16 protein-coding genes, 1 tRNA gene, 2 pseudogenes and 1 riboswitch are annotated in these 23912 nt (G+C 37.3%); of the genes and pseudogenes, 11 read left to right on the top strand and 8 right to left on the bottom strand.

Features of this window, described 5'->3' with window-relative positions:
• The first annotated feature begins 189 nt into the window (after positions 1 to 189).
• From BkAM31D_RS08375 to BkAM31D_RS08400, 6 genes and pseudogenes are all read left to right on the top strand, one after another.
• Positions 190 to 1541: pseudogene (locus BkAM31D_RS08375) on the top strand (ABC transporter substrate-binding protein).
• Positions 1542 to 1554: 13 nt separating this feature from the next.
• Entirely contained in the window at positions 1555 to 2490 is a 936-nt protein-coding gene (nikB, locus tag BkAM31D_RS08380; protein ID WP_257391646.1) for a nickel ABC transporter permease, read from the top strand.
• An 11-nt stretch (positions 2491 to 2501) separates the two neighbouring features.
• On the top strand, positions 2502 to 3320 hold the full coding sequence (locus tag BkAM31D_RS08385; RefSeq protein ID WP_066152633.1) for an ABC transporter permease: 819 nt from the start codon (positions 2502 to 2504) through the stop codon (positions 3318 to 3320).
• Positions 3304 to 4821, top strand: a complete 1518-nt coding sequence (locus tag BkAM31D_RS24225; protein ID WP_085449766.1) for an ABC transporter ATP-binding protein — start codon at positions 3304 to 3306, stop codon at positions 4819 to 4821. Before BkAM31D_RS08385 ends, BkAM31D_RS24225 begins: the two co-directional genes overlap by 17 nt.
• 10 nt (positions 4822 to 4831) lie before the next feature.
• Positions 4832 to 5383: a cob(I)yrinic acid a,c-diamide adenosyltransferase gene (gene cobO / locus BkAM31D_RS08395; RefSeq protein ID WP_066151967.1), complete on the top strand. Its 552-nt coding sequence runs from the start codon at positions 4832 to 4834 to the stop codon at positions 5381 to 5383.
• Between the two features lie 86 nt (positions 5384 to 5469).
• Positions 5470 to 6981, top strand: coding sequence for a cobyric acid synthase (locus BkAM31D_RS08400; protein WP_066151965.1), 1512 nt, complete (start codon positions 5470 to 5472; stop codon positions 6979 to 6981).
• Positions 6982 to 7051: 70 nt separating this feature from the next.
• Here the strand turns inward: BkAM31D_RS08400 and BkAM31D_RS08405 are convergent, their stop codons facing one another.
• The 5 genes from BkAM31D_RS08405 to BkAM31D_RS08425 form a co-directional block, all read right to left on the bottom strand.
• Entirely contained in the window at positions 7052 to 8092 is a 1041-nt protein-coding gene (locus tag BkAM31D_RS08405) for a GTP-binding protein (protein ID WP_066151962.1), read from the bottom strand.
• Positions 8093 to 8121: 29 nt separating this feature from the next.
• A complete protein-coding gene (rpsN, locus tag BkAM31D_RS08410; protein WP_066151959.1) occupies positions 8122 to 8391 on the bottom strand; it encodes a 30S ribosomal protein S14 in 270 nt (89 codons plus the stop codon).
• A 158-nt stretch (positions 8392 to 8549) separates the two neighbouring features.
• Positions 8550 to 8795 (bottom strand): DUF2535 family protein, encoded by a 246-nt coding sequence (locus BkAM31D_RS08415; RefSeq protein ID WP_066151957.1) that lies wholly within the window; start codon positions 8793 to 8795, stop codon positions 8550 to 8552.
• A 147-nt stretch (positions 8796 to 8942) separates the two neighbouring features.
• Positions 8943 to 10070 (bottom strand): carboxynorspermidine decarboxylase, encoded by a 1128-nt coding sequence (gene nspC, locus BkAM31D_RS08420; protein WP_066151955.1) that lies wholly within the window; start codon positions 10068 to 10070, stop codon positions 8943 to 8945.
• Position 10071: 1 nt separating this feature from the next.
• Positions 10072 to 11304, bottom strand: coding sequence for a saccharopine dehydrogenase family protein (locus BkAM31D_RS08425; RefSeq protein ID WP_066151952.1), 1233 nt, complete (start codon positions 11302 to 11304; stop codon positions 10072 to 10074).
• Between the two features lie 910 nt (positions 11305 to 12214).
• Here BkAM31D_RS08425 and BkAM31D_RS08430 point away from each other — a divergent pair.
• Positions 12215 to 13129 carry an SGNH/GDSL hydrolase family protein gene (locus tag BkAM31D_RS08430; protein WP_066151949.1) on the top strand — a complete coding sequence of 305 codons (915 nt, stop codon included), beginning with the start codon at positions 12215 to 12217 and terminating at the stop codon, positions 13127 to 13129.
• A 34-nt stretch (positions 13130 to 13163) separates the two neighbouring features.
• A complete protein-coding gene (locus tag BkAM31D_RS08435) occupies positions 13164 to 13772 on the top strand; it encodes a YpmS family protein (RefSeq protein ID WP_066151946.1) in 609 nt (202 codons plus the stop codon).
• 96 nt (positions 13773 to 13868) lie between these two features.
• Here the strand turns inward: BkAM31D_RS08435 and BkAM31D_RS08440 are convergent.
• Positions 13869 to 13943, bottom strand: a tRNA-Gln gene (locus BkAM31D_RS08440).
• Positions 13944 to 14143: 200 nt separating this feature from the next.
• Positions 14144 to 14255, top strand: a riboswitch (SAM riboswitch).
• Positions 14256 to 14342: 87 nt separating this feature from the next.
• Between BkAM31D_RS08440 and BkAM31D_RS08445 the strand changes: the two genes are divergently transcribed.
• Positions 14343 to 14720 carry a peptide-methionine (S)-S-oxide reductase gene (locus BkAM31D_RS08445; RefSeq protein ID WP_066151944.1) on the top strand — a complete coding sequence of 126 codons (378 nt, stop codon included), beginning with the start codon at positions 14343 to 14345 and terminating at the stop codon, positions 14718 to 14720.
• A 96-nt stretch (positions 14721 to 14816) separates the two neighbouring features.
• Here the strand turns inward: BkAM31D_RS08445 and BkAM31D_RS08450 are convergent, their stop codons facing one another.
• A complete protein-coding gene (locus BkAM31D_RS08450) occupies positions 14817 to 15437 on the bottom strand; it encodes a cell wall hydrolase (RefSeq protein ID WP_066151942.1) in 621 nt (206 codons plus the stop codon).
• An 827-nt stretch (positions 15438 to 16264) separates the two neighbouring features.
• On the opposite strand from BkAM31D_RS08450, the gene BkAM31D_RS08455 reads away from it, so the two are divergent.
• Both BkAM31D_RS08455 and BkAM31D_RS08460 read left to right on the top strand, forming a co-directional pair.
• Complete coding sequence (locus BkAM31D_RS08455; RefSeq protein WP_066151939.1) at positions 16265 to 18667, top strand: glycoside hydrolase family 3 protein; 2403 nt, start codon at positions 16265 to 16267, stop codon at positions 18665 to 18667.
• Between the two features lie 352 nt (positions 18668 to 19019).
• Positions 19020 to 22072, top strand: a pseudogene (locus BkAM31D_RS08460) (efflux RND transporter permease subunit).
• A gap of 74 nt (positions 22073 to 22146) precedes the next feature.
• On the opposite strand, the gene BkAM31D_RS23515 reads toward BkAM31D_RS08460, so the two are convergent.
• Positions 22147 to 23766: an IclR family transcriptional regulator gene (locus tag BkAM31D_RS23515; RefSeq protein ID WP_157076771.1), complete on the bottom strand. Its 1620-nt coding sequence runs from the start codon at positions 23764 to 23766 to the stop codon at positions 22147 to 22149.
• Positions 23767 to 23912 lie beyond the last annotated feature (146 nt).

Here is a 23912-nt window from a genome sequence, read left to right on the forward strand (position 1 = left end):
AATTGGGGGTTTCGGATGAACAGAAATTACTTACTATTAGGATTGCTTTTGATTTCTTTTATAATGACGGCTTGTGGAGTGTCTGATGCTTCACACCATGAAGAAGAAAAAGTAACGTTGGAGGTAGCATTCCCTTGGAGTCCACCGGGGCTTGATCCTCATCAGTCAGGGAGGAATAGTTGGGATGTCATGCGTTCAGGTGCAGGAGAGACGTTAATCAAATTAGACGAAACGTTACAACCAGCAGCTTGGCTGGCAAAAAGCTGGGAACAAGAGGATGAGAATAGTTGGATCTTTACACTCCAAGAAAATGTTTTGTTTCATAATGGCACGAAGCTTAATGCAGAAGGTGTAAAAGATTCAATTGAAAGGTCGATCGAGATTAATCCACGTGCAAATGATTTATTGTTAATTGAAACAATTGAAGTGCTAGATGAATTTGAATTGAAAATAAAAACAGTTCAAAGTAATTCAGCGCTAATCTCTCATTTAGCTGATCCTTCCTTTATTATTGTTGATACTACGACTATTGAAGACAAGGAAGCGTATCCTGCTCTTACGGGAGCATTTTCATTTAAAGAATTTATTAAAGATGAGTCGTTAACAGTAGAACGTTTTGATGACTATTGGGGGGACGTGCTTTACTATCTGAAGTAACATTTAACTTTATATCTGATGGGAATACAAGATTAATGTCTCTTCAATCAGGTGATGTAGATATCGCAATTGATATCCCAGTAGATGGAATTTCGTTAATTGAGCAACATTCACAGTTAGAAATAGTGACAGCTCCTTCATTAAGAACTCATCTTGTCCTTTTTAATATGAGTTCTACTCTCTTTGAGAAAGAAGAATACAGAAAAATGATTGACCAAGCTATTCCTCGGGCAGACATGGTCGAAACAATCATGAATGGCTATGGCACAGTAGCTAATAGTGCTTTTTCAGACGTACTGCCTTTTGGAAAGTTAGAAGATCCACATTCTATAGATTCAATTGAAATGATTATGACCCAGAACGGTTGGGAGAGAAGTGAACAAGGTATTTGGGTAAACGATGACCAGGTTTTTGAAGCAACGATGTTAACATTCCCACAAAGACCAGAGCTTTCAGTGATGGCTGAAATCATTCAAGCGGAATTAGCACAAGAAGGAATCAAAGTAAATATTCGTCAAGTTGAGAGTATTGATGATGCACTAGCGCAAGATGATTGGGACCTCTCCATGTACAGTATGCTAACAGCTCACACGGGAGATCCACAGTATTTCTTGAATATTTTCTACCGCGAGGATAGCTCTTCAAATGTTAGCAACTATAAATCGAAATCACTCGAAAATGTGATCGATCAATTAAATAAAACAACAGATCAAGATAAACGAATTGAATTAGCATTAGAGGCACAAACAATCGTACAAGATGATGTTCCTCAATCATTTGTTGTTCATCCTGAAACGATTTTTGGAGTGAATAAAAAAGTAGACGGGTTTTTAGCCCATCCAATTGAGTATTACTATATTCATCCAGAAATTACGATCAATTAGCTGAGAGGAACGTATGATGATTCGTTTTTGCATAGAGCGTTTGCTTCATTTGATTCTAATTGTTTTTTTTCTTTCAACGCTCACATTTATTCTTTTAAGAATATCACCGGGTGATCCAGCCTTTATCATGTTGACGACTCATGGAATGCCTGCTTCCGAGGAGGTGCTTTTGTCTGTACGTGAAGAACTTGGATTAACCGATTCAATCTGGAGTCAATACGGACAATGGATAAAGAGCCTTGTCTCTGGGCAATGGGGAATTTCCTATGCTTCAAAAGAACCTGTTCTAGATGAGCTAGTAAAAAGATTACCAGCAACGCTCGAATTGGCAGTCGCGGGTTTGGGTGTCATGACCTTTTTTACACTAGTAATCGGAATTAGTACGGCCATTTGGGCCGATGGCTGGATGAATCGGTTTAGTAAGCTTTTAGCCCTGCTAGGTTCGGCATTACCTAGCTTTTGGCTCGGGTTTCTTTTCATTTACTTCTTTTCGGTTAAATATGGAATCTTTCCAACAACTGGACGAGGGAGCTGGCACCATCTAGTATTGCCAGCTCTTACAATGGGGATCGGAATGGGTGCAGTGTACGCACGTGTCCTACGAACGAATATGCTTGATTTAATGAATCATAATTTTGTCAAAGCAGCAAAAGCAAGAGGGTTATCTACATGGCGTATTTTGGTCTTTCACTTATTAAAGCATGCTTTTCTTCCAATCTTAACGATGCTTGGGACAAGTTTTGCTTTTATGCTAGGCGGAAGTATTATTGTAGAAAGTATTTTCTCATGGCCTGGATTAGGAAGATATGTCATTCAAGCGATCTTACAGCGAGATTATCCTGTCATTCAAGGCTATGTTATTTTCGCTTCTCTTTTATTTATCACAATTCATTTTCTCGTTGATCTCATTTATGGGTGGTTAGATCCGCGATTAAGAATAACGGACTGATGGAGTTGATCATGTTGAAAATCTTTTCAAAACGTTTTGGTGCTGCTAACCTGATCGGGGCTTTCCTCCTGTTAGGAACTATTCTTGTGGGTCTTTTGGCGCCATGGTTATCTCCTCATGATCCATTATCCATACATGTAGCAAATAGATTGCATCCACCTACTTGGGAATATCCGTTTGGAACGGATCATTTAGGCCGCTGTATTTTATCAAGGATGATGTATGGCATACGAACAACTGTTACGACAGCTTTTCTCATTATGACATTCACTATGATGATTAGTATTCCACTTGGACTCGTAACAGCCTATAATCGAGGTCGTTCCGATCATTTTATTATGCGTTTAGTAGATGGCACTCTTGCATTACCGGACATTATCATAACAATCGCGATTGTTGGTATATTAGGGCCTGGTTATTTACATATGATTATGGCGATTGTGGTCGTACGTTGGGCAAGCTATGTTCGTTTTATTCGCAGTCTTGTTATAAAAACAACAAAGGAGGATTTTATTTTAACGGCTCGCATCTCAGGGAATTCACATTATAGGATAATGAAAAATTATATTTTTCCATTTATTTCTTCGCCCATTCTTATATTTGCAGCGTTAGATATGGGGAGAATTGTCCTGTTAATTTCTGGTCTTTCCTTTTTAGGACTTGGAGCTCAGCCCCCTACACCTGAGTGGGGAGTAATGTTACATGATGCGACAGCGTATTTTCAAATTGCGCCACATGTGATGATTTTTCCAGGTCTAGCGATCATGCTTTTTGTATTAGGATGTCAACTAATTAGTGAAAGGAGGAAAACAAGTGATACATGGATCTAGTATGAGTACAAGGGTTGACCAAGCAGCTTTATTACAAATCGAACAACTTGAATTATCATATACTGACTCTAAAAAAAAGGTCCCGATTGTTCAAAATGTGTCGTTTGAAATACATTCAGGTGAAATTGTTGCGCTTGTTGGTCCAAGTGGTTGCGGAAAAAGCATGACTGCGCAAGCAATTGTTGGTCTACTAGATTCAGGGGTTCAGGTGACAAATGGAGCAATTATTTATAAAAAGGATAACGTTTGTACGTATACAAATAAGCAAATGAAATTACTAAGGCGTAATGAAATTGCTTTATTTATTCAGCATTCCTTAAGCGGACTAAACCCTATTCGAACCGTTAAAAAGCAAATGGTTGAAACACTTATGAATCAAAAAAGATGGAAGAAGAAAGAAATGGAATTTTATTTACATACTCTTTTACAGCAAGTGGGATTTTCAGATCCTAAAGCTATTCTTGGCTCTTATCCATTTGAATTAAGCGGGGGAATGCAGCAGCGAGTATTACTAGCGATGATGGTAAGTTTGAAACCGAAACTATTAATTGCAGATGAACCGACCACTGCTCTTGATGTGATTAATCGAAATAGAGTTTTAAATTTACTAAAAAAAATCCAACAAGATCATCATTTAACCGTCTTACTCATTTCCCATGATCAACAAAGTGTCAAACATATTGCCGACCGAGTCATCCAAATGAGTGCAGGGGGATTGTTCGTGAGTCTACTTCAACTATGCAATGTGTCTAAGGATTATCCTGTTAAAGGCAGAAAGAGGAGTCTATTGCGTGAGCCTGTATGTAAAGCTTTGAAACAAGTTAATTTAACAGTAGAAAAAGGCGAGTGTGTTGGTCTTGTTGGCGAGAGTGGTAGTGGTAAGAGTACGTTAGCGAAAGTCATAATGAAACTCGAACCTCTATCATCAGGTGAAATTTTTCTAGAATCACAACCTATAAGTGGCAAACAATGTCAGGATAAAGAATTTTACAAGCGAGTCCAATTAGTATTACAAGATTCCTCAGCGACGTTACATCCTAAAATGAATGTAAAAGAAAGTTTAATGGAACCGTTAAAGAATTTTTTTCCTAGAGAGAGAGAAAAATGGCTAGACATGTTAATGAAAGTAGTAGAATTAGTAGCTCTTGATGAACGTCTCCTAACAAGATATCCTTATCAATTAAGCGGTGGACAAAAACAAAGAGTTTGTATTGCAAAAGCATTAGCTGTTCAACCAAAACTGATTATTTTTGATGAATCGATAGCTAGTTTAGACTCAGATTCACAAGCGTCCATTATTAAAATGTTTCAATTGATCCAGGAGGAAGAAGAAATATCTTTCTTATTCATTACCCATGATCTTCAGTCAACGAAACAATTTTGTAACCGGATAGCAGTGATGTATGAAGGAGAGATTGTTGAGCAATTTACTAAATGGGATAAAGCACAGGTGAAACATCCATATACACGTTCTTTAATGGAAGCTTTTATAAAGGTTTAGGGAGGTCACAATGGGCAAAGAGAAGAATACGAAGCGAGGACTTATACTCGTTTACACTGGAGATGGAAAAGGCAAAACAACTGCTTCTTTAGGATTAGCGCTTCGAAGTGTAGGCAGAGGCCAGAAGGTTAAAATCTTTCAATTTATTAAGTCTCCAGAGCGGACGTATGGAGAGCAAATTGCTTTACGGAAGCTAGGAGTAGAAATGGTTCAACTTGGTATCGGATTTACTTGGACGAAAACACCAGAAGAACATAGGGAAGCTCTGAAAAAAGCTTGGCCTATTGCGAAAGAAGCTGTTATGAGTGGGGAGTATGATGTTGTTATTTTAGATGAATTAAATAATGCGTTGGCAATTGAGAAGTTTTCAATTGAGGATGTGTTACCATTAGATGAGGTCATTGATTTATTGAAAAATAAACCTTCACATGTTCATCTTGTTATTACAGGAAGAAATGCTAAAAAAGAAATATTGGATTTAGCCGATCTCGTATCGGTGATTGAACCTGAAAAGCATTATTATAATGAAGGAATTCCGGCAGTAAAAGGAATCGAATTTTAACGATCAAAGATCATGCATCTTACAGATAGTGAAGGCTGAAGGACGGACATCGTTCCATAAATGAAAGAGGTTTGGAGTGAAATCTAATGAAAAAAGCTGTTCCACTTATGATTCAGGGAACACACTCTGATGCTGGAAAAAGTGCACTTGTTACAGCTCTATGTAGAATTTTTGTTCAAGATGGTTTTAAAACGGCTCCATATAAATCTCAGAATATGGCTCTAAATTCTTATATAACGCTTGATGGGAAAGAAATTGGGCGAGCACAAGGAGTACAGGCTGAAGCGGCAGGAATTGCTGCGACAACAGATATGAATCCGATTTTAATTAAACCAACAGGTGAATATAAATCACAGATTGTTGTTCATGGAGCACCTTATAAAAATATGCAGGCAGGTGCTTATCGTGAAGAATTCTATGACCAGGGTTTGCAGATAATTGAACAGTCCTATAGCCGATTAGCTAATCAATTTGAGAGAATTGTCATAGAAGGAGCAGGAAGTCCTGCTGAGATTAATTTAAATGATAGAGAACTTGTCAATATGCGTGTTGCCCAAATTGCCAATGCACCTGTTATTCTAGTAGGAGATATTGAAAAAGGAGGAGTGTTTGCAAGTTTAGTAGGAACATTGCAGCTTCTTCATCCCGAAGATAGAAAAAGAGTTGTAGGGGTATTCATTAACAAGTTTAGGGGAGATGTTACACTCCTTGAACCAGGACTTACTTGGTTTGAAGAATATACAGGTGTTCCTGTTTTAGGTGTGATCCCTTATATTCACGATTTAATGATCGAGGCAGAAGATTCAGTTGTGTTGAGTAAATACTCAACGAATCAAGATGATTCTAAAGAAATTGATATTGCGGTCATACGCTTTCCGATGATTTCTAACTTTACGGATGTTGATCCTTTTTTTAATGAACCTGATTGCCACGTTCGTTTCGTGAAAAAAGCGGAAGAGTTAGGAGAGCCAGATTTAGTAATTCTACCAGGTAGTAAAAATACAATAGAAGATATGATGTTTATAGACAATAATGGGTTGTCCAATCAGATTTTACAGTTGGCAGAAAAAGGTGTAACGATGATAGTAGGGATTTGCGGAGGCTATCAGATGTTAGGGAACACCATTGACGATAAATATCGGGTTGAATCAACACATAGCGAGAAAGCAGGATTAGGGTTAATCCCAATGAAAACATCATTGACGCAAAAGAAAATGACGGTTCAATCGGAAGGGGTAGCTGAGTTAGGAGAACAGAAGATTTCAGTTACAGGTTATGAAATACATATGGGCGAGTCTCATTATCAACACACTCACACTCCTTTTATCCGATTAGCAGATCGAGTAGATGGGTACATCTCCTCTAGTAAAGCGTTAATAGGAACCTACTTCCATGGTATATTCCATAACGATCAATTGAGAGAAGTACTACTTAACGAAATTAGGCGAAAAAAAGGTTTAGATCTGGTTCATAATAGAGTTTCTTTTGCTCAGAAAAAAGAAGAAGGATTTGAATTATTAGCGAAGGTAGTAAGAGAAAACATTAAATTGGACCGAATAAATGAAGTCATGATCCAATTTCAAAGACACACAAACTAGTACTCCATAAGGATAACAGATACTCCTAATTGCTTATTTAAAACGGAAGGAAAAGCCTTTTCCTTCCGTTTTAGTATGCTATTTTACCTGCGTATGTTATTTGTAAACAGTTATCCAGCATTCTTTCAATTTCTTGATGATTCATCTCAGACCCAATGAATAGGAACTCAGTTAAAAAATGGTTTGAATTAATAGGTAATAACGTTGTATCAACTTGTATGGATGATCCAACTTGAGAAATGGAATATAGTTCTTGTTTAGATGAATGATAGCATCTTCCTTTCATACGAAATACTTCATTAGGAAGATTAGAAAAAAAGTCTTCTAAACGGCTAAAATCAATAGGTGAATTGCTCTGATAAACAAATGTTTCAATGCCATATTGACCAATAACATTCAAGTTCCTTCTAGAAGAGAACAATTCTATCTGGTGACTATATAAATAGTTAGCTGCTTCTAGGTCAAAGCCAACATTATTATTCTCCGTTCTCCATACCCTTTCATGTAGTCTTTCTACAACCGCGTTTGGTTGTAAATTTTGTATAAATACAGTTAGTTCAGCTAACCGTTCATGTGAAAGCTGTTCTGTATTTGTTAAGTAAATCATTCCAGCGTGCTCTAGTTGGTGAATAAATGCCTCTCCAAGTGTATATTCGAGTGTTGGCGTAGAATTCAGTTCATTTGTCTGTATGCTGTGTTCAGAAAAATAGGCAAACCAAAAATCCCTCGCATTTAATATATGAATATGGGCCTTTGGCGAGTAATTTAAACGTTTCATTTGTGATGCAAAGCTTCCAAGAAGAGATTCAAAAGTTGAGATCGGATAAATATCTAAAATAATCTCGTCAATATGTTCATTGTCGCATTCCTCTTCTAGTATCGTGAGCAGATTGGATACTGTGTTTATCTCTAAGTGATGAACAGCTTCACTAACAAAGTGTGTAAGAGGAAAGGGATCTTCTGCTGAATGAACTACTAACTTAACATCGGTAGGTCGGAAGCGAATCACTCTAATGTTGTTTGCATTCTTTCTTTGTAGTTTTCTTATTACATCACATTTATCTTTTAAAGAAAAGCCGGTTATAACTGTTAGAGCTTTTTGTTTTTCCAATCTGCACACATCCTATATCTCTTGTATTTTTACCAGCTAGATTTTTTTACACCTGGAATTTGACCTTTGTGGGCAAGTTCTCTAAATGCAATTCTAGATAGTTTAAATTTACGGAGAACACCACGCGGTCTACCAGTCATCTCACATCTACGAGTTAAACGACTAGGCGCCGAATCACGCGGAAGTTTACTTAGGGCTACGTAATCTCCTTTTTCCTTTAATTCTCTTCTTTTTTCTGCATAATGTGCAACAAGCTCCTGTCTTTTCTTTTCCTTAGCCACCTTCGACTTTTTTGCCATGATGACGACCACCTTTCTATGATAATCAAAATCATTACGATTTATATATTAAAGGAAAGTTATGGTGAAGTAAAGTTTCTTGTGGAATAAAAGGTAAATTTTCTCTTTATGGATAGGGTGGGAGCGAACAGTATCAAGCTGTTCGCTATAAATATCACTCAAACATGATTCCTAACTTCATAAAACAAATCCTCGAAATCAGACCAGCGTATTTTACGTTTTAAGTACTCTCTAAAAGAATAGCAGCTTTTTTCCTGAGGGTTATTGTAAAGGGATGAGATTAATATTTCCAAACGAGCTTGGATCATAAAATAATAACGATCTGAGGTTTGAACAACAGGGATATCTGTGATTTTCACCTTTTGTCCCGTTATATTTCTAAACTCAATTCTCTTATAAAACACAATATCAGCCTCTTTTTTAAACCGTTTTCTTTTTATTATAACCAATCAAGGTTGTCATTGTCTAAATATTCATAGAAATATGTGAAGCTTCTCTATACAAAAAAACCAGATTCATATTTAGAATCTGGTTTTCTCCTATTTCCGATCTTATGCTAATCTTGTCTTGAAGTTTTCGTAGCCAAACTCTCGTACGATACGATAATCTCCATTTTTATCTTTTAACGCAATTGCTGGTAGGGGCATGCCGTTAAAAGTAGTGTTTTTCACCATCGTGTAAATGGCCATATCGCCAAAGACTAGGCGGTCTCCATTTTGTAAAGGCTGATCAAAGGAATATTCGCCAATCACGTCACCGGCAAGACAAGTTTGTCCACCGAGTCGATACGTATATGGCTTCTCATTGGCTTCACCTGATCCAAGTAGAGGAGGGCGGTAGGGCATTTCTAACACATCTGGCATATGACAAGTAGCAGATGTATCAAGAATTGCAATCTCGATATCATTCTCGAGTTTGTCAAGAACGGTCGTAACGAGGTAGCCGGCATTTAAAGCAATCGCTTCTCCAGGTTCTAGATAGACTTCTAACCCATATTGATCTTGCATTCTTTTAATGCATTTCTCAAGTAAGTCAATGTCATAGTCTTCACGAGTGATGTGATGTCCACCGCCAAAATTGATCCACTCTAGTTGAGAGAGCCACGGCCCGAACTTTTCTTCAACTGCATTTAATGTAGTTTCCAAATCATCTGAGTTTTGCTCGCAAAGTGTGTGGAAGTGAAGGCCTGACACACCATCAAGTAGCTCTGGACGAAAGTTTTTAGCTGTAACACCAAAGCGTGAACCAGGAGAGCATGGATCATAGATCGCATGCCCCACCTGTGTAGAGTGCTCTGGATTAATCCGTAAGCCAACTTTTTTTCCAGCTTGAAGGACTTTGTCCTTAAACTTTTCTACTTGTGAAAAAGAATTGAAAATAATGTGATCACAATAGGAGATGATCTCATCAATCTCATCTTCACGATAAGCAGGGGAGAAGACGTGATTTTCTTTGCCCATCTCCTCATGTCCAAGTCGTGCCTCATACAAACCGCTTGATGCCGTGCCACTTAAATATTTTCGGATCAATGGATACATCGTTGACATCGAGAACGCTTTTTGCGCAAGAAGGATTTTCGAACCTGTTCGTTCCATGACGCCATTTAAAGTCTTCAAATTTTGTTCTAGAAGGCTTTCGTCCACTACATAACAAGGCGTTGGTAATTCCTCAAACCGCATCTTAACGCACTGTCTCCTGCTCTTTGATCGGCTCATTATCAACAAGCTCTGGGTTGAAGCTTTCTTGCCATGGAAGACCCCACTTGTTTAATGCTTCCATGAATGGATCTGGATCGAATTCTTCGATGTTGTATACGCCTGGTTTGTTCCATTTTCCAGTCATAACCATCATCGCACCAATCATTGCTGGAACACCTGTTGTGTAAGAAACCGCTTGTGAGCCAACTTCTTTATAGCACTCTTGGTGATCACATACGTTGTATACATAGTATGTTTTTTCTTTGCCGTCTTTTTTCCCTTTGAAAATACAACCGATATTCGTTTTTCCGACTGTGCGTGGTCCAAGAGAAGCAGGATCAGGCAGTAACGCTTTTAGAAATTGAAGTGGAATGATTTCTTTTCCTTCGTATTCAATTGGCTCAATTGACGTGAGGCCAACATTTTCAAGACATTTTAAATGAGTTAAATAGCTTTCACCAAATGTCATGAAGAAACGAATGCGTTTAATTCCAGGAATATTCACAGCAAGAGATTCAAGTTCTTCGTGATACAATAAATACATATCTTTTTCGCCGATTTCAGGGAAGTTGTAGACACGTTTAATTTCCATTGGATCCGTTTCAATCCATTCGCCCTTCTCCCAGTAGCGTCCATTTGCAGATACTTCACGAATATTGATTTCAGGATTGAAATTCGTTGCGAACGGATAACCGTGATCACCTGCGTTACAATCAAGAATATCGATATATTCGATTTCATCAAAGTGATGCTTTAAAGCGTGAGCAGAGAAAACTCCCGTTACGCCTGGATCGAAGCCACTACCTAAAAGAGCCGTAATTCCAGCTTTTTCAAAGCGCTCACGGTAATCCCACTGCCATTTATATTCAAATTTAGCCGTATCTTCTGGCTCATAGTTGGCTGTATCCATATAATGCGTCTTTGTTGCAAGACACGCATCCATGATCGTTAAATCTTGGTAAGGTAATGCCAAGTTCATAACGATATCTGGTTTTACTTCTTCAATTAATGCGATTAACTCATCTACATTGTTCGCATCCACTTGGGCTGTCGTAATCTTTGTCTTTCCACCGTCAAGTTTTGCTTTTAAATCATCACACTTTGACTTTGTACGACTTGCGATACAAATTTCTTCGAATACTTCATAGTTTTGAACACACTTGTGAATCGCTACAGAAGCAACTCCACCACAACCGATAATTAGCGCTTTTCCCAATTTTTCATACCCCTAACTAAATGTATTTTGCAATATGCAAGAGAAGTCCGTACACACTGACTTAGTAGTAGCTTAACTGCTGAGAAAGTCTTAAGCAAAAACAACGACTTAATGACTTTTGGACAGCAAAAAAGCAAGTGTAAACGCATTATGCGCACAACACTTGCTAAGATATTATCGTCAATATTAAAAAGGCAGCAACAATCCATGACAAAAATATGTATCGGATTTAGATCTATATCATAAAAAAGTAAAAACCATTATGATTAGAGAGCTCTTTAATATATAAAATATCTTATTAGGATCAGAGTCTATATAGCAAATAATTACTTCTTAGCACTCTTATTGACCGTTTCACAAGTTGATGTGCAAATGCACTGGTTGTAAAGTAACCAACTTATAAAATTTGAGCTTCTAACTCAATCAATAAGGCAACAAAGTTGCCAAGCGGCATTTGACCCAGCTGTCCGTATGGCTTTGACTTACAATCGTAAGTGGTCAAAATTATCTGCTTGGAAAGACCTGATAACGAAGAGAGAGCTTTCCAATTAATGCTTCTCTAGATTATCAACTTGTAATTAAAATAGCAATAGTCATATAAAAAAAAATAAAAAAAATTGTTATGTGAAATCGATTTTATTTGCTGTTGAGGAAATAATTGGTTAATTGCATTCACATTTGAACCATTTTTTCCTTAATCTATAAGAAGATTCATTTTTTTCATTGAAGGCCATTGGTTTTACTTAAAGAAATATGTGGTATAAGGAACTATTAGAGTTTTATGTAACAATTATACTTGTGAAAAAACTAAATTACGAAAAGAAAAATCAATGATAAAATAGATAGACTATCCGATTATGAAGGTTGCAAGTTTGAAATGGTATTTATACAACATTGGTAGGTGTGTGACGTGCGGGGAAAGTATGTAGCGATCATGATCGCTAGTTTATTATTGATGAGTTTCCTTTTGTATTTATTTGTTTTTGATGGCAATTCTAGAAAACTAGAAAGCTTTGAAAAGGCAGAATTGCTTATCGAAGTTGAGGAAATAGAGAACCAAAATCTTGTAGTAGAAGAAGAAAATCAGCTCGAAGATGAGAACGAAGATGACGTACGACTAAATACAAAAATCAAAGGAAAAGTAAGAGAAGTCGTGGAAGGCGCCATTAAATTAGTTAGAAAAGATCAAAAGATAGTCGCGATTGGTGATTCACTTACTCAAGGAGTTGGCGATGAGACAGAGCAAGGTGGTTATGTCGGCATCCTTAATCACACGTTCGAAGATCATAACGTAAACCTGACAATAGAAAATTTCGGTAAAAGAGGTAACCGTTCAGATCAATTATTACAACGGTTAGATGAAGAAGAAATTGTCTCCTCTATCGAAGAGGCTGATATGATTCTCATTACTATTGGGGCTAATGACATAATGAGAGTGGTGCAAAATCATTTTACGAATCTTACAATTGAACCTTTCCAAGAAGCTAGAGCAGGCTATAAAGAGCGATTAACGGAAATTATTTACGTCATGAATCAACTAAATCCAGATTCACACATTTTCTTAATTGGTTTTTATAATCCGTTTGAGGCGTATTTTAGTGATATTGAACAAGTAGAAATGATCATAGATGATTATAATGAGGCTAGTGAATCGGTGACAGAGCAATTTGAGAATGTAACCTTTATCCCAACAAAAGATTTATTTAGTGAATCTGATCAAGAATTATTAGCTGATGATCATTTTCACCCGAATACTAGAGGCTACAAACTAATTGCAACGCGTGTCTTAGACTATTTAATGATGATCTCGAGTGAAGAATCTTAATTCATTGAAGTAAGGCGCAGAAAGGAGATGTAAATTGGATAAACTAAGAAAAAAAGTGAGTTGGAAAGTATTGTTTTTGGGTTTAGTAGGGGTGAATGGCCTTTTTCTTATCCTTTTCCTCGTCTTTCTTTTGTGGCCCGTTTCTCAATCAAATATACCAGAAAAAGAGTTCATTGAAGATGTTTCAGGGGCTGAGTTCACGGTGCAGTCGAGTAAGCAAAATTTAAATGCGCTTGTGAATGGGTATGTAAATAAGTTGCTAAAGGATAAGGACGATAAATATTTTGTTGAGTTTGATGAGGATGTTCATTTGTTAGGTTCCTTTGAAGCGTTTCAAACAGATATTCCATTTTCAATAATATTGCAACCTGCTGTTCAAGAAAACGGAGATCTAATTTTACGTCCAACGGAAATGTCTCTTGGATTACTACAACTGCCTAAGAGAAGAATTCTTGATTACGTTAAGAAAAATACCCCTACACCAGAATGGATAGAAATTGATCCTAAAAATGAGCTCATCTATATCGCTGTTACGCAAATGGAAGTGAAATCCAATTTCAAAGTGAAAGTACAACAATTTGATTTGAAAAATGATAAAATTTCTTTCCGAATTAAAGTGCCGAATGAAACGTTAGGATTATAAAAGAAATGAAAAAGGAGCTTGCCTCAACTGAAGAACACGAGGTTCGCAAGGTTTTTTGCAACACGAGAGGATTTAAAAGGGTGATGTTATAGGAAATGGCTGGGCTAGCAGGATTCGAACCTACGCATGACGGAGTCAAAGTCCGTTGCCTTACCGCTTGGCTATAGCCCAACAACATTTTTATTATGGATTTAATGAAAGATGATTATTCATATTTCTTTCAAAAATTTTTAAAGCATGTCTGATTTCATTCATGGAACAATCTCAAGTTTTAGCAAATTTACATGTAGAGTTTAAAAATAACACTTGAATTTTATGTATACAATTGATAATATAAGTAACAATATAATAAAAAATGAATAGCGATAAACTTCTTATCCAGAGTGGTAGAGGGACAGGCCCTATGAAACCCGGCAACCATCAAGTCAACATACTTGAACGGTGCTAAATCCTGCAAAGGTTGTAACCTTTGAAAGATGAGAGCGACGTATAATAATACAAACCTCTCTTTTAATCTAAAAGAGGGGTTTTTTTGGATAGAAGGCTATCGCTCAAAAAGGAGCGAGTACAATGGAAAAAGCAATCTTTGGTGCAAGTGAATTTTTTAGTCAAGAGGCATTTGTTACAGGGTTTCGAGGAATTGAGAATGTTCGAAGAGGACAATTGAAAGGAACGAATATAGAGATAGTAGAAATTTGGTTTGATCCGTGGAAAGTTTCTTATGAGGAAGTCGTAAACTTATTCTTTGATTTACATGACCCTACTGCGACAAAAGGTCAAACAATAAAGAATCAATCATTCATCTTTTTTACCGATCATATTCAATTAACAAAAGCGAAACAAAAGAAGAAAGAGTTAAAACATTTAGTGAAAAATGAAGTTATTACAGATATCATTCCAGTAGAGCGCTATATCGATCGCTTGAAAGAAAGTAGGCTCATTTCTTAATCCGAAAAAAGATGATAGTAAATGTAAAAGCCACTGAAAAAGGTGAGATACATCCCTTTTTCAGTGGCTTTAGTCATAAATAGAACATAGAGAGAATTAATTCTTAAACACATGTTGTCCAATAACAACCGTTGTCTCTCTTGTGTCTAGCCAACGGTTAGTAGCTATGTCAGGGTTGTAAAAGAATAATGATTCTTCTGTTATATTTCTCATGTCGGATAATGCTGCTTCTACAGCTTTGATCGATTCTGCATCGGCTGGTTTATTAACTTGTCCATTTGCGACCGGTTCGAATTGCTTAGGTTCGTAGATGACTTCCTTTACTGTATCAGGAAATTTAGAGCTCTCAATTCGATTTAAAACAACATCCGCCACAGCCACTTTTCCTTCAAAAGGTTCTGTTTGTGCTTCAGCTCGTACAATTCTAGCTAAGAGATCTACTTCTTTTTCAGAGAGATTGATTTCGCTAGTTTCATTGCTGCTTATTTCTTTTACTTTAGCCGTGTCGTTATTTTTATGTATGTTAATATTCTGTCCCACAACAATTACATTTAAATCTGTAATTTCAGGATTGGCCATAGCTAATTCTAGTAGAGTTAAATCATGCTCTTTTGCAATTTGAGTCATCGTATCTCCTTCTTCTACCGTATAAGCAAAGGTAGGTTCACCAATCATTAGTGCGACAAATAGTGTAAAGATAAAGAGTAGCTTTTTCATTAAGTAATCCTCCTAATACAAATCGTTTTGATAGCTTTTCACATTTCCATTCCTATGAAAACGAAGTAGGGATTATGATTACAGTGAGATTACAGTGAGATTACAATTAGAGAGGGGGCTACCGAAACTATTATATAGAAGGAAAATATTAGGAGGAATTAGTTAAGAGTGAAAGCTACTTTATAAATTATCCAAGAGTAGCAAACATAGGTCTAATACGTTTTTGGTAGTTTTTGCTAACTTTCTCCCTGAATTTCACGGCTAATTAACTAGTCCTATTAGCCTATTTTTATTGACGAGGCACAATCTCAAACTGAGATGGAGTTGGAAGTTAAATGATTTATAGGAGGTTTGTAAATGAATAAGAGAGTAACAATGAAAGTCTATGATAGATGTGGTATAGCGAAGAGTTTCTTATGTCTCAAAATGAAAGCAAAAAGGGGTTTAAATTAGTAACACTGGGGCGAATTAGTCCTAAATACACGGTTACTTGCTTTACGATACATAACTAATAATTCAGTACGAAAATCCCATTGTAAATAAAAGCGTTTACAATTAACATAATATTCATGATATTTAATTTGTATGGTTAACAAACTAAATAGGTGAGAGTTAGGTTGCCGGCCTGAAAGAGTAAGCGAAAAGCGTGACTACATACAATCTAAGTAAACGAATCAGAGATATCCTTCTAAAAGTTAGTTAGTTTGTTTGCTATACAAATAAAAGAAAGCGCTTAATTTAAGGGGGTGATTTTTTTCAAGGTAAAGCAAATAACAGAAAGTATATTTCGTTAATTACATTCATTAAACAGGGGGAGGAAGAAGGTAATGGTTAAAGTGAGGCAAGAGAAAAAGAAGTCTAAGTTCAAAAATCGTTGTAAAAAATTATTCGTTTCAACACTTGCAGTCTCATTAGTTGTTCCAGCTATTGCAGTCGGAGCGAATGATGATGATGATCGAGAGGATCTAGGGTATGTCCCACCAACTGATGGTTCAGAAGTAGAATTTATTAGTACATTCGATAGACTGAATTTTGTTGAAACAGGCGACACGGTGCTTGGTATAGCAAATGAAGATAACATTATTACTTCCGATGGATATTATTTTAAAGACTTAAATGGGAATGGTGAGCTTGATCCTTATGAGGACTGGAGACTACCAGTTGAAGAACGTGTGGAAAACTTAGTGTCACAAATGACTCTTAAGCAAAAAGCTGGGTTAATGAATATCAACACTCATCGAATCAATCTTGATCTTGAGGACGGTGAGTATGTAGTTGAGGATGATCAGTTAATCGTCGATAGAGGAATGAGATATACGATTTTCAGAACTACTGAATCGGCTAATGTTGTAGCACAATATACGAACCAGCTACAAGAAGTAGCAGAGAAACAACCATTAGGGATTCCAGTAGTTGTAACATCTAACCCTCGTAATCATCCATCGATCAATTACACAGATGTGGTCGATGAACCAGGCCAACACTCTTTCTGGCCAGGACAATTAGGAATGGCAGCTACGCGTAATGTAGATGCGGTAAGAGAATTTGCTGAAATTGCAGCACAGGAATGGAGAGCAATGGGAATCCGTAAAATCTACGGATACACCGCTGACCTAGCAACAGATCCACTTTGGTCAAGAATTGAGGAAACATTCGGAGAGGATCCACAACTTTCAGCAGATATGATGACAGCTCTAGTAAAAGGTTTCCAAGGTGAGGAACTTGGACCAGATAGCATCGCGAAAACCGTGAAACACTTCCCAGGTGGAGGAGCGCGAGAAGATGGTCTAGACCCGCACTTCCCTGAAGGAAAAAGAAATCCATATCCAACTCCAGGAAGTTTAATGGATTACCATATCATACCTTTCCAAGCAGTGATTGATGCAGGTGTAAGCTCATTAATGCCTTACTATTCATTCCCAAGCAATGATTTAAGTGCAGATCAAGGATTGCCTTGGCATAGTGAAGATCAACAGTTCGAGGAAGTGGGCTTTACGTTCAACTCAGCGTTTATTAACGATCTTTTACGTGAGGAAATGGGCTTTAAAGGATATATCAACTCAGATACAGGAGCAGTTACAAGCAGAGCGTTCGGTCTTGAAGATTTACCGGCAGTAGAAAGGTTCGCAAGAGCAATTAATGCTGGTACAGACCTTATTTCTGGTAACTCTGATCCACAACCTATCATTGACACAGTCGACCAAGGACTAGTTTCTGAAGATAGAATTGATGAAGCTGTTTCACGCTTACTTACAGAAATGTATACATTAGGTTTATTTGAAAATCCATATGTAGATCCAGAGAAAGCTCTTGAAGTGGTCGATCGTCCAGAATCACAAGAAAAGGCCGATGTCTTACACCGTGAATCAGTCGTTCTAATGAAAAATGAGGATAACGTTTTACCATTACGCAATAAACAAATCAATGACATCGTCCTTTATGTAGAAATGTTTACAACGGCAGATAATGATGAAGAAATTACGGCAGGATTAATGGATCTAATTGAAGAATACGATGGCGCAATTACATTAACAGATAATCTTGATGAAGCGACACATGCCTTTGTTTGGGTTCAACCTGTACAAGAAATGTGGGAAAATAATGTAGTTATAACCGTTGGAGAAGGAACAGGAATTGATGATGTAGACAGAATTGTAGAAATCCAACAAACTGTTCCAACGATTACAACTATTAGCATGACAAACCCTTGGTTACTTGAAAAGATTGAAGAAAATGCAGCAGCAGTGATCGCGACATTCGGTGTGAAAACTGAAGCATTATGGGATGTTGTTAGAGGAGAATTCAATCCAACTGGTACATTGCCATTCACGATCCCAGCAAGCATGGAAGCGATTGAAAATGGAGCAGGAGATATTCCAGGATATTTAGAAGATGAGTCATATGCGTACAAAAACTCAGCTGACGATCAATATTGGTTTGGATTTGGTCTTTCTTATGAAAATTACGAACAACTACTGTTAACAGAATTGCAAGAGCAAACAGAAGATTATATTGCATCTGGTGACATATCTGGCCCAGTAGTTAATCAATTAACGAACCAACTAAAGCAAAGCCAACATCACTTAGATAAGGGCTCAAAAGAACAAGCAACACACTTTGTTAACAATTACCTTTCTCACCTTCAACGTGACGCAAATAGCCGACACATTACAACCGAAGCAAAAGAGAGTTTAACGAAGGTTGCAAGTGGTATTATTGAAAAGTGGTAAGAATAGTTGAATGAAAGTCTGACAAACGATTGATTTTGTTTGAAAAGAAATTGAGAAACTCCCATTTTGATAAGTGGGAGTTTCTTTGTTTTATATGCACGGATGAGCTACAGAATAGACGTTTGACTAGGGAAAAAGACTGATAAATAAATAAGGTTGTCATCTTCTTCAAATCTTCCAATAAAGAGAACGTTGGCCCCCTTTAAGATTATCACCTCAGCCTCCAGACTGATTTTTTTATTATTTTTGTAAAATTTGGTAATCGAATGGGTGTTTTAGTATATAATTCGCTTGGGGAGAGTAAATTTGTTGAGCTCGAACTTTGGAAGTAGGTACATAGAGGGGGAGACGTATGAATCTTATTACATTTATTGTTCGGAGAAAGATCTTAGTTGGGTTGTTGGCAGTTTTGGTGGTTTTAATCGGGGCATATGCAATGCAAAAGCTTGATAAGGAGCTTTTTCCAGCAATTGATTTTGATGGGGCTTATGTAATGATTGATGCAGGAGATTTGCAAGCAGCTGAAGTGGAGAGAACGATAACGAGTCCATTGGAACAACAGATTTTAGCAATAGATGGCGTGGAGAGCATTCATTCATCATCTACTATTGGGTCAAGTAACATGGATATCTTCTTTGAGCGTGGGCGCGGGGAAGAAGTTTTTAAAGAGGTAGATACGATTGTGAGCAGTTCAACTGCCACTATATCTAGTGTTCGAGATGTCGTAACCGGTAAATACAGTACAAATCAACCGTACGACTTTTTCATGGATATTTCAGGTGGAAGCCAGGAGGATATGACTGCTTTAGCTCAGGACATTTTAGAGCCTAGATTGGAAGCATTGAAAGAAGTATCTGATGTTTTATTAGTTGGTGTACAGGAATTTGAAATGATGATCGAATTGAACCGTGATCAGTTATTAGATGAGGGAGTTAATGTTGCAGAGTTAATTGGCTTTATCCAACAAGAAAACAATGAGGTTACAGTAGGAACCTTAAATGGAGAACAAGATTCACCAACTCTCCGATGGAACACAAGAGTTGAGACAATTGAAGACATTGAAAATTTGAAAATCCCAACACAAGACGGATTTATAAATTTAAGTGAAGTAGCAACAGTTTCGTTAAAACCGAAAGTAGAAACATCTGGCGTCTGGAAAGATGGCGACAGTGAATTTATTTTCGTTCAAGTCGGTAGAGTCTCGAACGTCTCTCAAATAGAGATGGCCAAAGCTGTCCGAGCGGAAGTTGCAAAGATGAAAGAAGAGGGTTTAGTCGACGGTTTTGAATTAAACGATGTTGTCTCTCAAGCAGATTATGTTCAAGAGTCAATAGATGGGGTTTCTAACAATATTTTAATAGGTGGCATTCTTGCCGTTTTGATCTTGTTATTGTTTTTACGAAACGTTCGAGCGACACTCATTGTAGGGATTTCGATTCCAACATCGATACTCTTAACTTTTATCAGTATGTGGTTATTGGATTATAGCTTTAACGTTTTGACATTAATTGGGCTTGGATTAGGGATAGGAATGATGGTTGACTCTGCGATCGTGATATTGGAGTCGATCTATAGAAAGAAGGAAGAGGGGTTAGAAAGCTTAGATGCAATCACAAAAGGTATAAAAGAAGTGGCCACTGCTGTGATTGCCTCTATGTTAACAACGATTGTCGTCTTTTTACCGGTTGGGCTAATGGGGGAGAAATCGGACAGTTTATGATTATCCTTTCAGCTATTGTAGCAATTACGCTGATTAGTTCCGTCGTTGTGTCATTTACATTAATCCCGTCTCTAGCGGATAAATTTTTAAAACTGAAAAATAACAACACACGTAAGAAGGAAGGTCGAGTATCTCAAATTTATAGCAAGATCGTTTCATGGATTGTAAAGAAAAAGAGACATAGTGTAGCCATTATTATTTTGTTCCTATTCATGTTTGTCGGGTCTCTTGCTTTAGTGACAAAAATACCGATGACCATTATGCCTGATGTCTTTAACCGCTATGCAGAGATTGTCGTGAATGTAGAAACGGGTTTAACCCCTTCCGATAAGGAAAGCTTAGTCGAGGAAATTGATAAAGTTCTTTCTTCCATTAAAGACGTAGAAACGAGTTACGTCATGGATAATGGCGATATGTTTTATACGATTATTAATATGACCAAAGGCGACGAGATTACAAGGGATCAAAAGGAAGTGAATGAAGAGGTCTTTAGAGCGTTGCGTGAACTAGAGGAAACGGAGCCAATCGTCAGTGTTCAAGGAGTGATGGATGAAGGAGGAGGACATCCGGTTCAAGTCAATATTAAGGGAGAACAGTTTGATGAGTTACAGTCGTTAGCAACTGCATTTACAAGTGAGCTTGAAAACATTGACGGGATCGTTGGAATTTCACATTCAATGGAAAGATCATCAGTAGAAGAAAGAATCGAGCTGAATGAAGACGAATTGGAAAAGGCTGGTTTAACCTCTTTTCAAGTTAGACAGTTTCTAGAACAAGCATTTCTTCAAGTGCCAGCAGGAGAAATGACGATCGAAGAACAAACGATTCCAATCGTATTAACTTGGGAAGAAGCGACAGAAAAATCATCCGATTTGCTTAACTTGAATGTCCCAACGTTAGAAGGAGATAAGAAGCTTTCGCGCTTTATCGACTTACAGAGTGTCGATACTCCTAACAACATTAATCGAATAGATGGGGAGCGATATATTTCGGTTACAGCTGACATTGAAGGGGTCGACCTCGGCACGATTAACAGAGACGTTCAGAACCTTATCAATGATTTTGAAGTACCAACAAGTTATAGTATATCTGTAGCTGGGGATTTAGAGCAGCAACAAGAATTGATCGTAGAAATGCTTTTAATATTAGGATTAGCGATTTTTCTCGTTTATTTCGTAATGGCCGTTCAATTCAATCACCTCATCCAGCCGTTTATTGTGATGTCGATTATCCCAATGACGATCGTTGGAGTCATTTTAGGATTAGTTGTAACACAGAGAGAGTTGAGTATTATGTCGGCAATGGGTGTGATCATGCTAATTGGTATCGTATTAAATAATGCGATTCTCTTAATAGACCGGACAAATCAATTGCAAAAGGCTAACTACCGCGTTGAGGATGCACTTGTAGAGGCGGGAAAAAACCGGATTCGTCCTATTTTCATGACAACACTCACGACAGCAGGAGGAATGCTGCCGTTAGCATTAGCAACGGGAACGACTGGAAACTATCAAGCTCCAATGGCTACGGTGATCATATCAGGGTTACTATTTGCTACTTTTATTACCTTGCTGTTAATCCCGGCGGTATATAAAGTGTTTTCTTCTAGTGAAAAGGGAATTAGAAAACTTTTGAAAAGGGATAGAAAGAAGAAAAATGCGGAAGTGAATGAAATGGAAGTGTAACCTATAATTTAAAAAGAGCGTTTTTTTTGTAATATAAGATGAAAACAGACGTAATCAAATGAGATTACGTCTGTTTAGTCATCATGTTCATAGTGACCTAATATACTAGAAATTCTCTCAGCAGTCCTTGTTACTTCACCTACAAAAAGCGGATATTTGTCGTTTGTGACACGAGACATCGGTCCCACTACACATACTGAAGCGATAACTTCATTTGTATAATCTCGAATAGGTGCTGCGATACTGACGACTCCTTCATAAAATGTCTCCTCTGCTATTACATAGCCATCTATTTTAATTTGATCCAACCACCATTGAAGTTCTAAACGATTTGTGGTGGTTTTATTTGTATACGATTGCAGTTCTACGTTTTCGATCATTTTACGAATGTTTTCTTCTGATTGAAAAGCTAGAAGGGCTAAGCCGGATCCGGTGCAATAAATAGGGTTCCTTTTACCGATGTCTGAAAAAAGGCGTACTGGATGATCACATTCTATTTTGTGTAAATAAACGATACTTTTGTCTTCAATCACAGCAAGATGTGCTGATTCACCAAGCCTTGATACAAGAGCTTCTAATTTTGGCAACGTTTCTTTATATATTCCTTTTTGCTCGGTAACAATTCCTCCAAGTGTTAACAGCCCAAGTCCAAGTGTGTATTGATGATTGGGAGCTTTTTGGAGAAACCGATAATCTAGTAAAGTTGAGATTAATCGATGTGCTGAGCTTTTGGAAATTCCGATTTGTTTCGAAATCTCCGTTACGCCTAAAGTAACTCGATTGGATGTGAATAATCGAAGAATCTTCATTGCATTTTTGACAGAGGACAAAGTTGATTTACTATCTATGTCATTGGCTAAAAATTGTTGCTGTTTGTACAATGTCCGATTGGTAGCTTTTTTTCGTTCGGTAGCCGTGGAGAAAAGACTGTTTTGTTTTTTTACGATTTTACTAATATGATCACTCGCTTCTTTGACGTAGTCCACTAACTGATTCAGCCTCATGTTCGTCATTCTTTCAATTGGCCCGGCAATATTAATCGAGGCAATGACTTCATGATTAGCATTGAAAATCGGTGCTCCAATTGAAATAACTCCATTATGTAGTTCTTGGTTACTAATTACGTAACCACTCTTCTTGATGCTTTTCAATACGCTCATGAATACATCGGGATTTGTGATTGTTTTATTTGTATATGGATACAACCCATGTTTGATCACTTGATTGATATCTTCTTCGGTTTGATAGGCAAGAATGGCTTGCCCAGAACTAGTACAGTATGATGGATTTCTTCTTCCTGAGTGTGATAACAGACGAATAGGGTGAGGACATTCCTCTTTGTGCAGGTAAACTACTTCCGTCCCATCTAAAATACAAATGTGTGAAGTTTCACCTGTGATTTTTGTTAATTTTTTCATAATCGGGATTATTTCTTGTAAGATTATCATTTTTGAAGAAAGAAGATGACTTAAAGATAAGATAGAAACGCCCGGCGAATACAATTTTGTGTACGGATCCTTATTAATAAAGCCTTCTGAAGCCAATGTATGAACGAGTCGATGGGCTGTACTTAAGGCGATCTCTAATTCGCCTGCGATTTTAACTAAAGGTAATTCAGATCGGTCCATTGAAAAAATAGTTAATAACCGTAAGGCATTTTCTAGCGAGGAATATTTTCTTTTAGTGGTAGACATCTATTCACTCCCTCAAAAATTAAAGGTAAATGTTCCGTATAGAAGAAGTAACGACTTTTGTTCGGAATATTCTTACTATAACATAACATTAGTTGTTGAATAAGATTGTCAATTTATTACATGCCTCTCTATAGGGAGCAAGGAGG

Source organism: Halalkalibacter krulwichiae, from assembly GCF_002109385.1.
Lineage (GTDB): Bacteria > Bacillota > Bacilli > Bacillales > Bacillaceae_D > Halalkalibacter > Halalkalibacter krulwichiae.

What these genes read in the sequence shown, in the direction of transcription:
- BkAM31D_RS08455 (WP_066151939.1), top strand. Translation starts at nt 16,265, where the DNA reads ATGGTTAAAGTGAGGCAAGAGAAAAAGAAGTCTAAGTTCAAAAATCGT.
- BkAM31D_RS08445 (WP_066151944.1), top strand. Translation starts at nt 14,343, where the DNA reads ATGGAAAAAGCAATCTTTGGTGCAAGTGAATTTTTTAGTCAAGAGGCA.
- BkAM31D_RS08400 (WP_066151965.1), top strand. Translation starts at nt 5,470, where the DNA reads ATGAAAAAAGCTGTTCCACTTATGATTCAGGGAACACACTCTGATGCT.
- nspC (WP_066151955.1), bottom strand. Translation starts at nt 10,070, where the DNA reads ATGCGGTTTGAGGAATTACCAACGCCTTGTTATGTAGTGGACGAAAGC.
- BkAM31D_RS23515 (WP_157076771.1), bottom strand. Translation starts at nt 23,766, where the DNA reads ATGTCTACCACTAAAAGAAAATATTCCTCGCTAGAAAATGCCTTACGG.
- nikB (WP_257391646.1), top strand. Translation starts at nt 1,555, where the DNA reads ATGATGATTCGTTTTTGCATAGAGCGTTTGCTTCATTTGATTCTAATT.
- rpsN (WP_066151959.1), bottom strand. Translation starts at nt 8,391, where the DNA reads ATGGCAAAAAAGTCGAAGGTGGCTAAGGAAAAGAAAAGACAGGAGCTT.
- BkAM31D_RS08450 (WP_066151942.1), bottom strand. Translation starts at nt 15,437, where the DNA reads ATGAAAAAGCTACTCTTTATCTTTACACTATTTGTCGCACTAATGATT.
- BkAM31D_RS08385 (WP_066152633.1), top strand. Translation starts at nt 2,502, where the DNA reads ATGTTGAAAATCTTTTCAAAACGTTTTGGTGCTGCTAACCTGATCGGG.
- cobO (WP_066151967.1), top strand. Translation starts at nt 4,832, where the DNA reads ATGGGCAAAGAGAAGAATACGAAGCGAGGACTTATACTCGTTTACACT.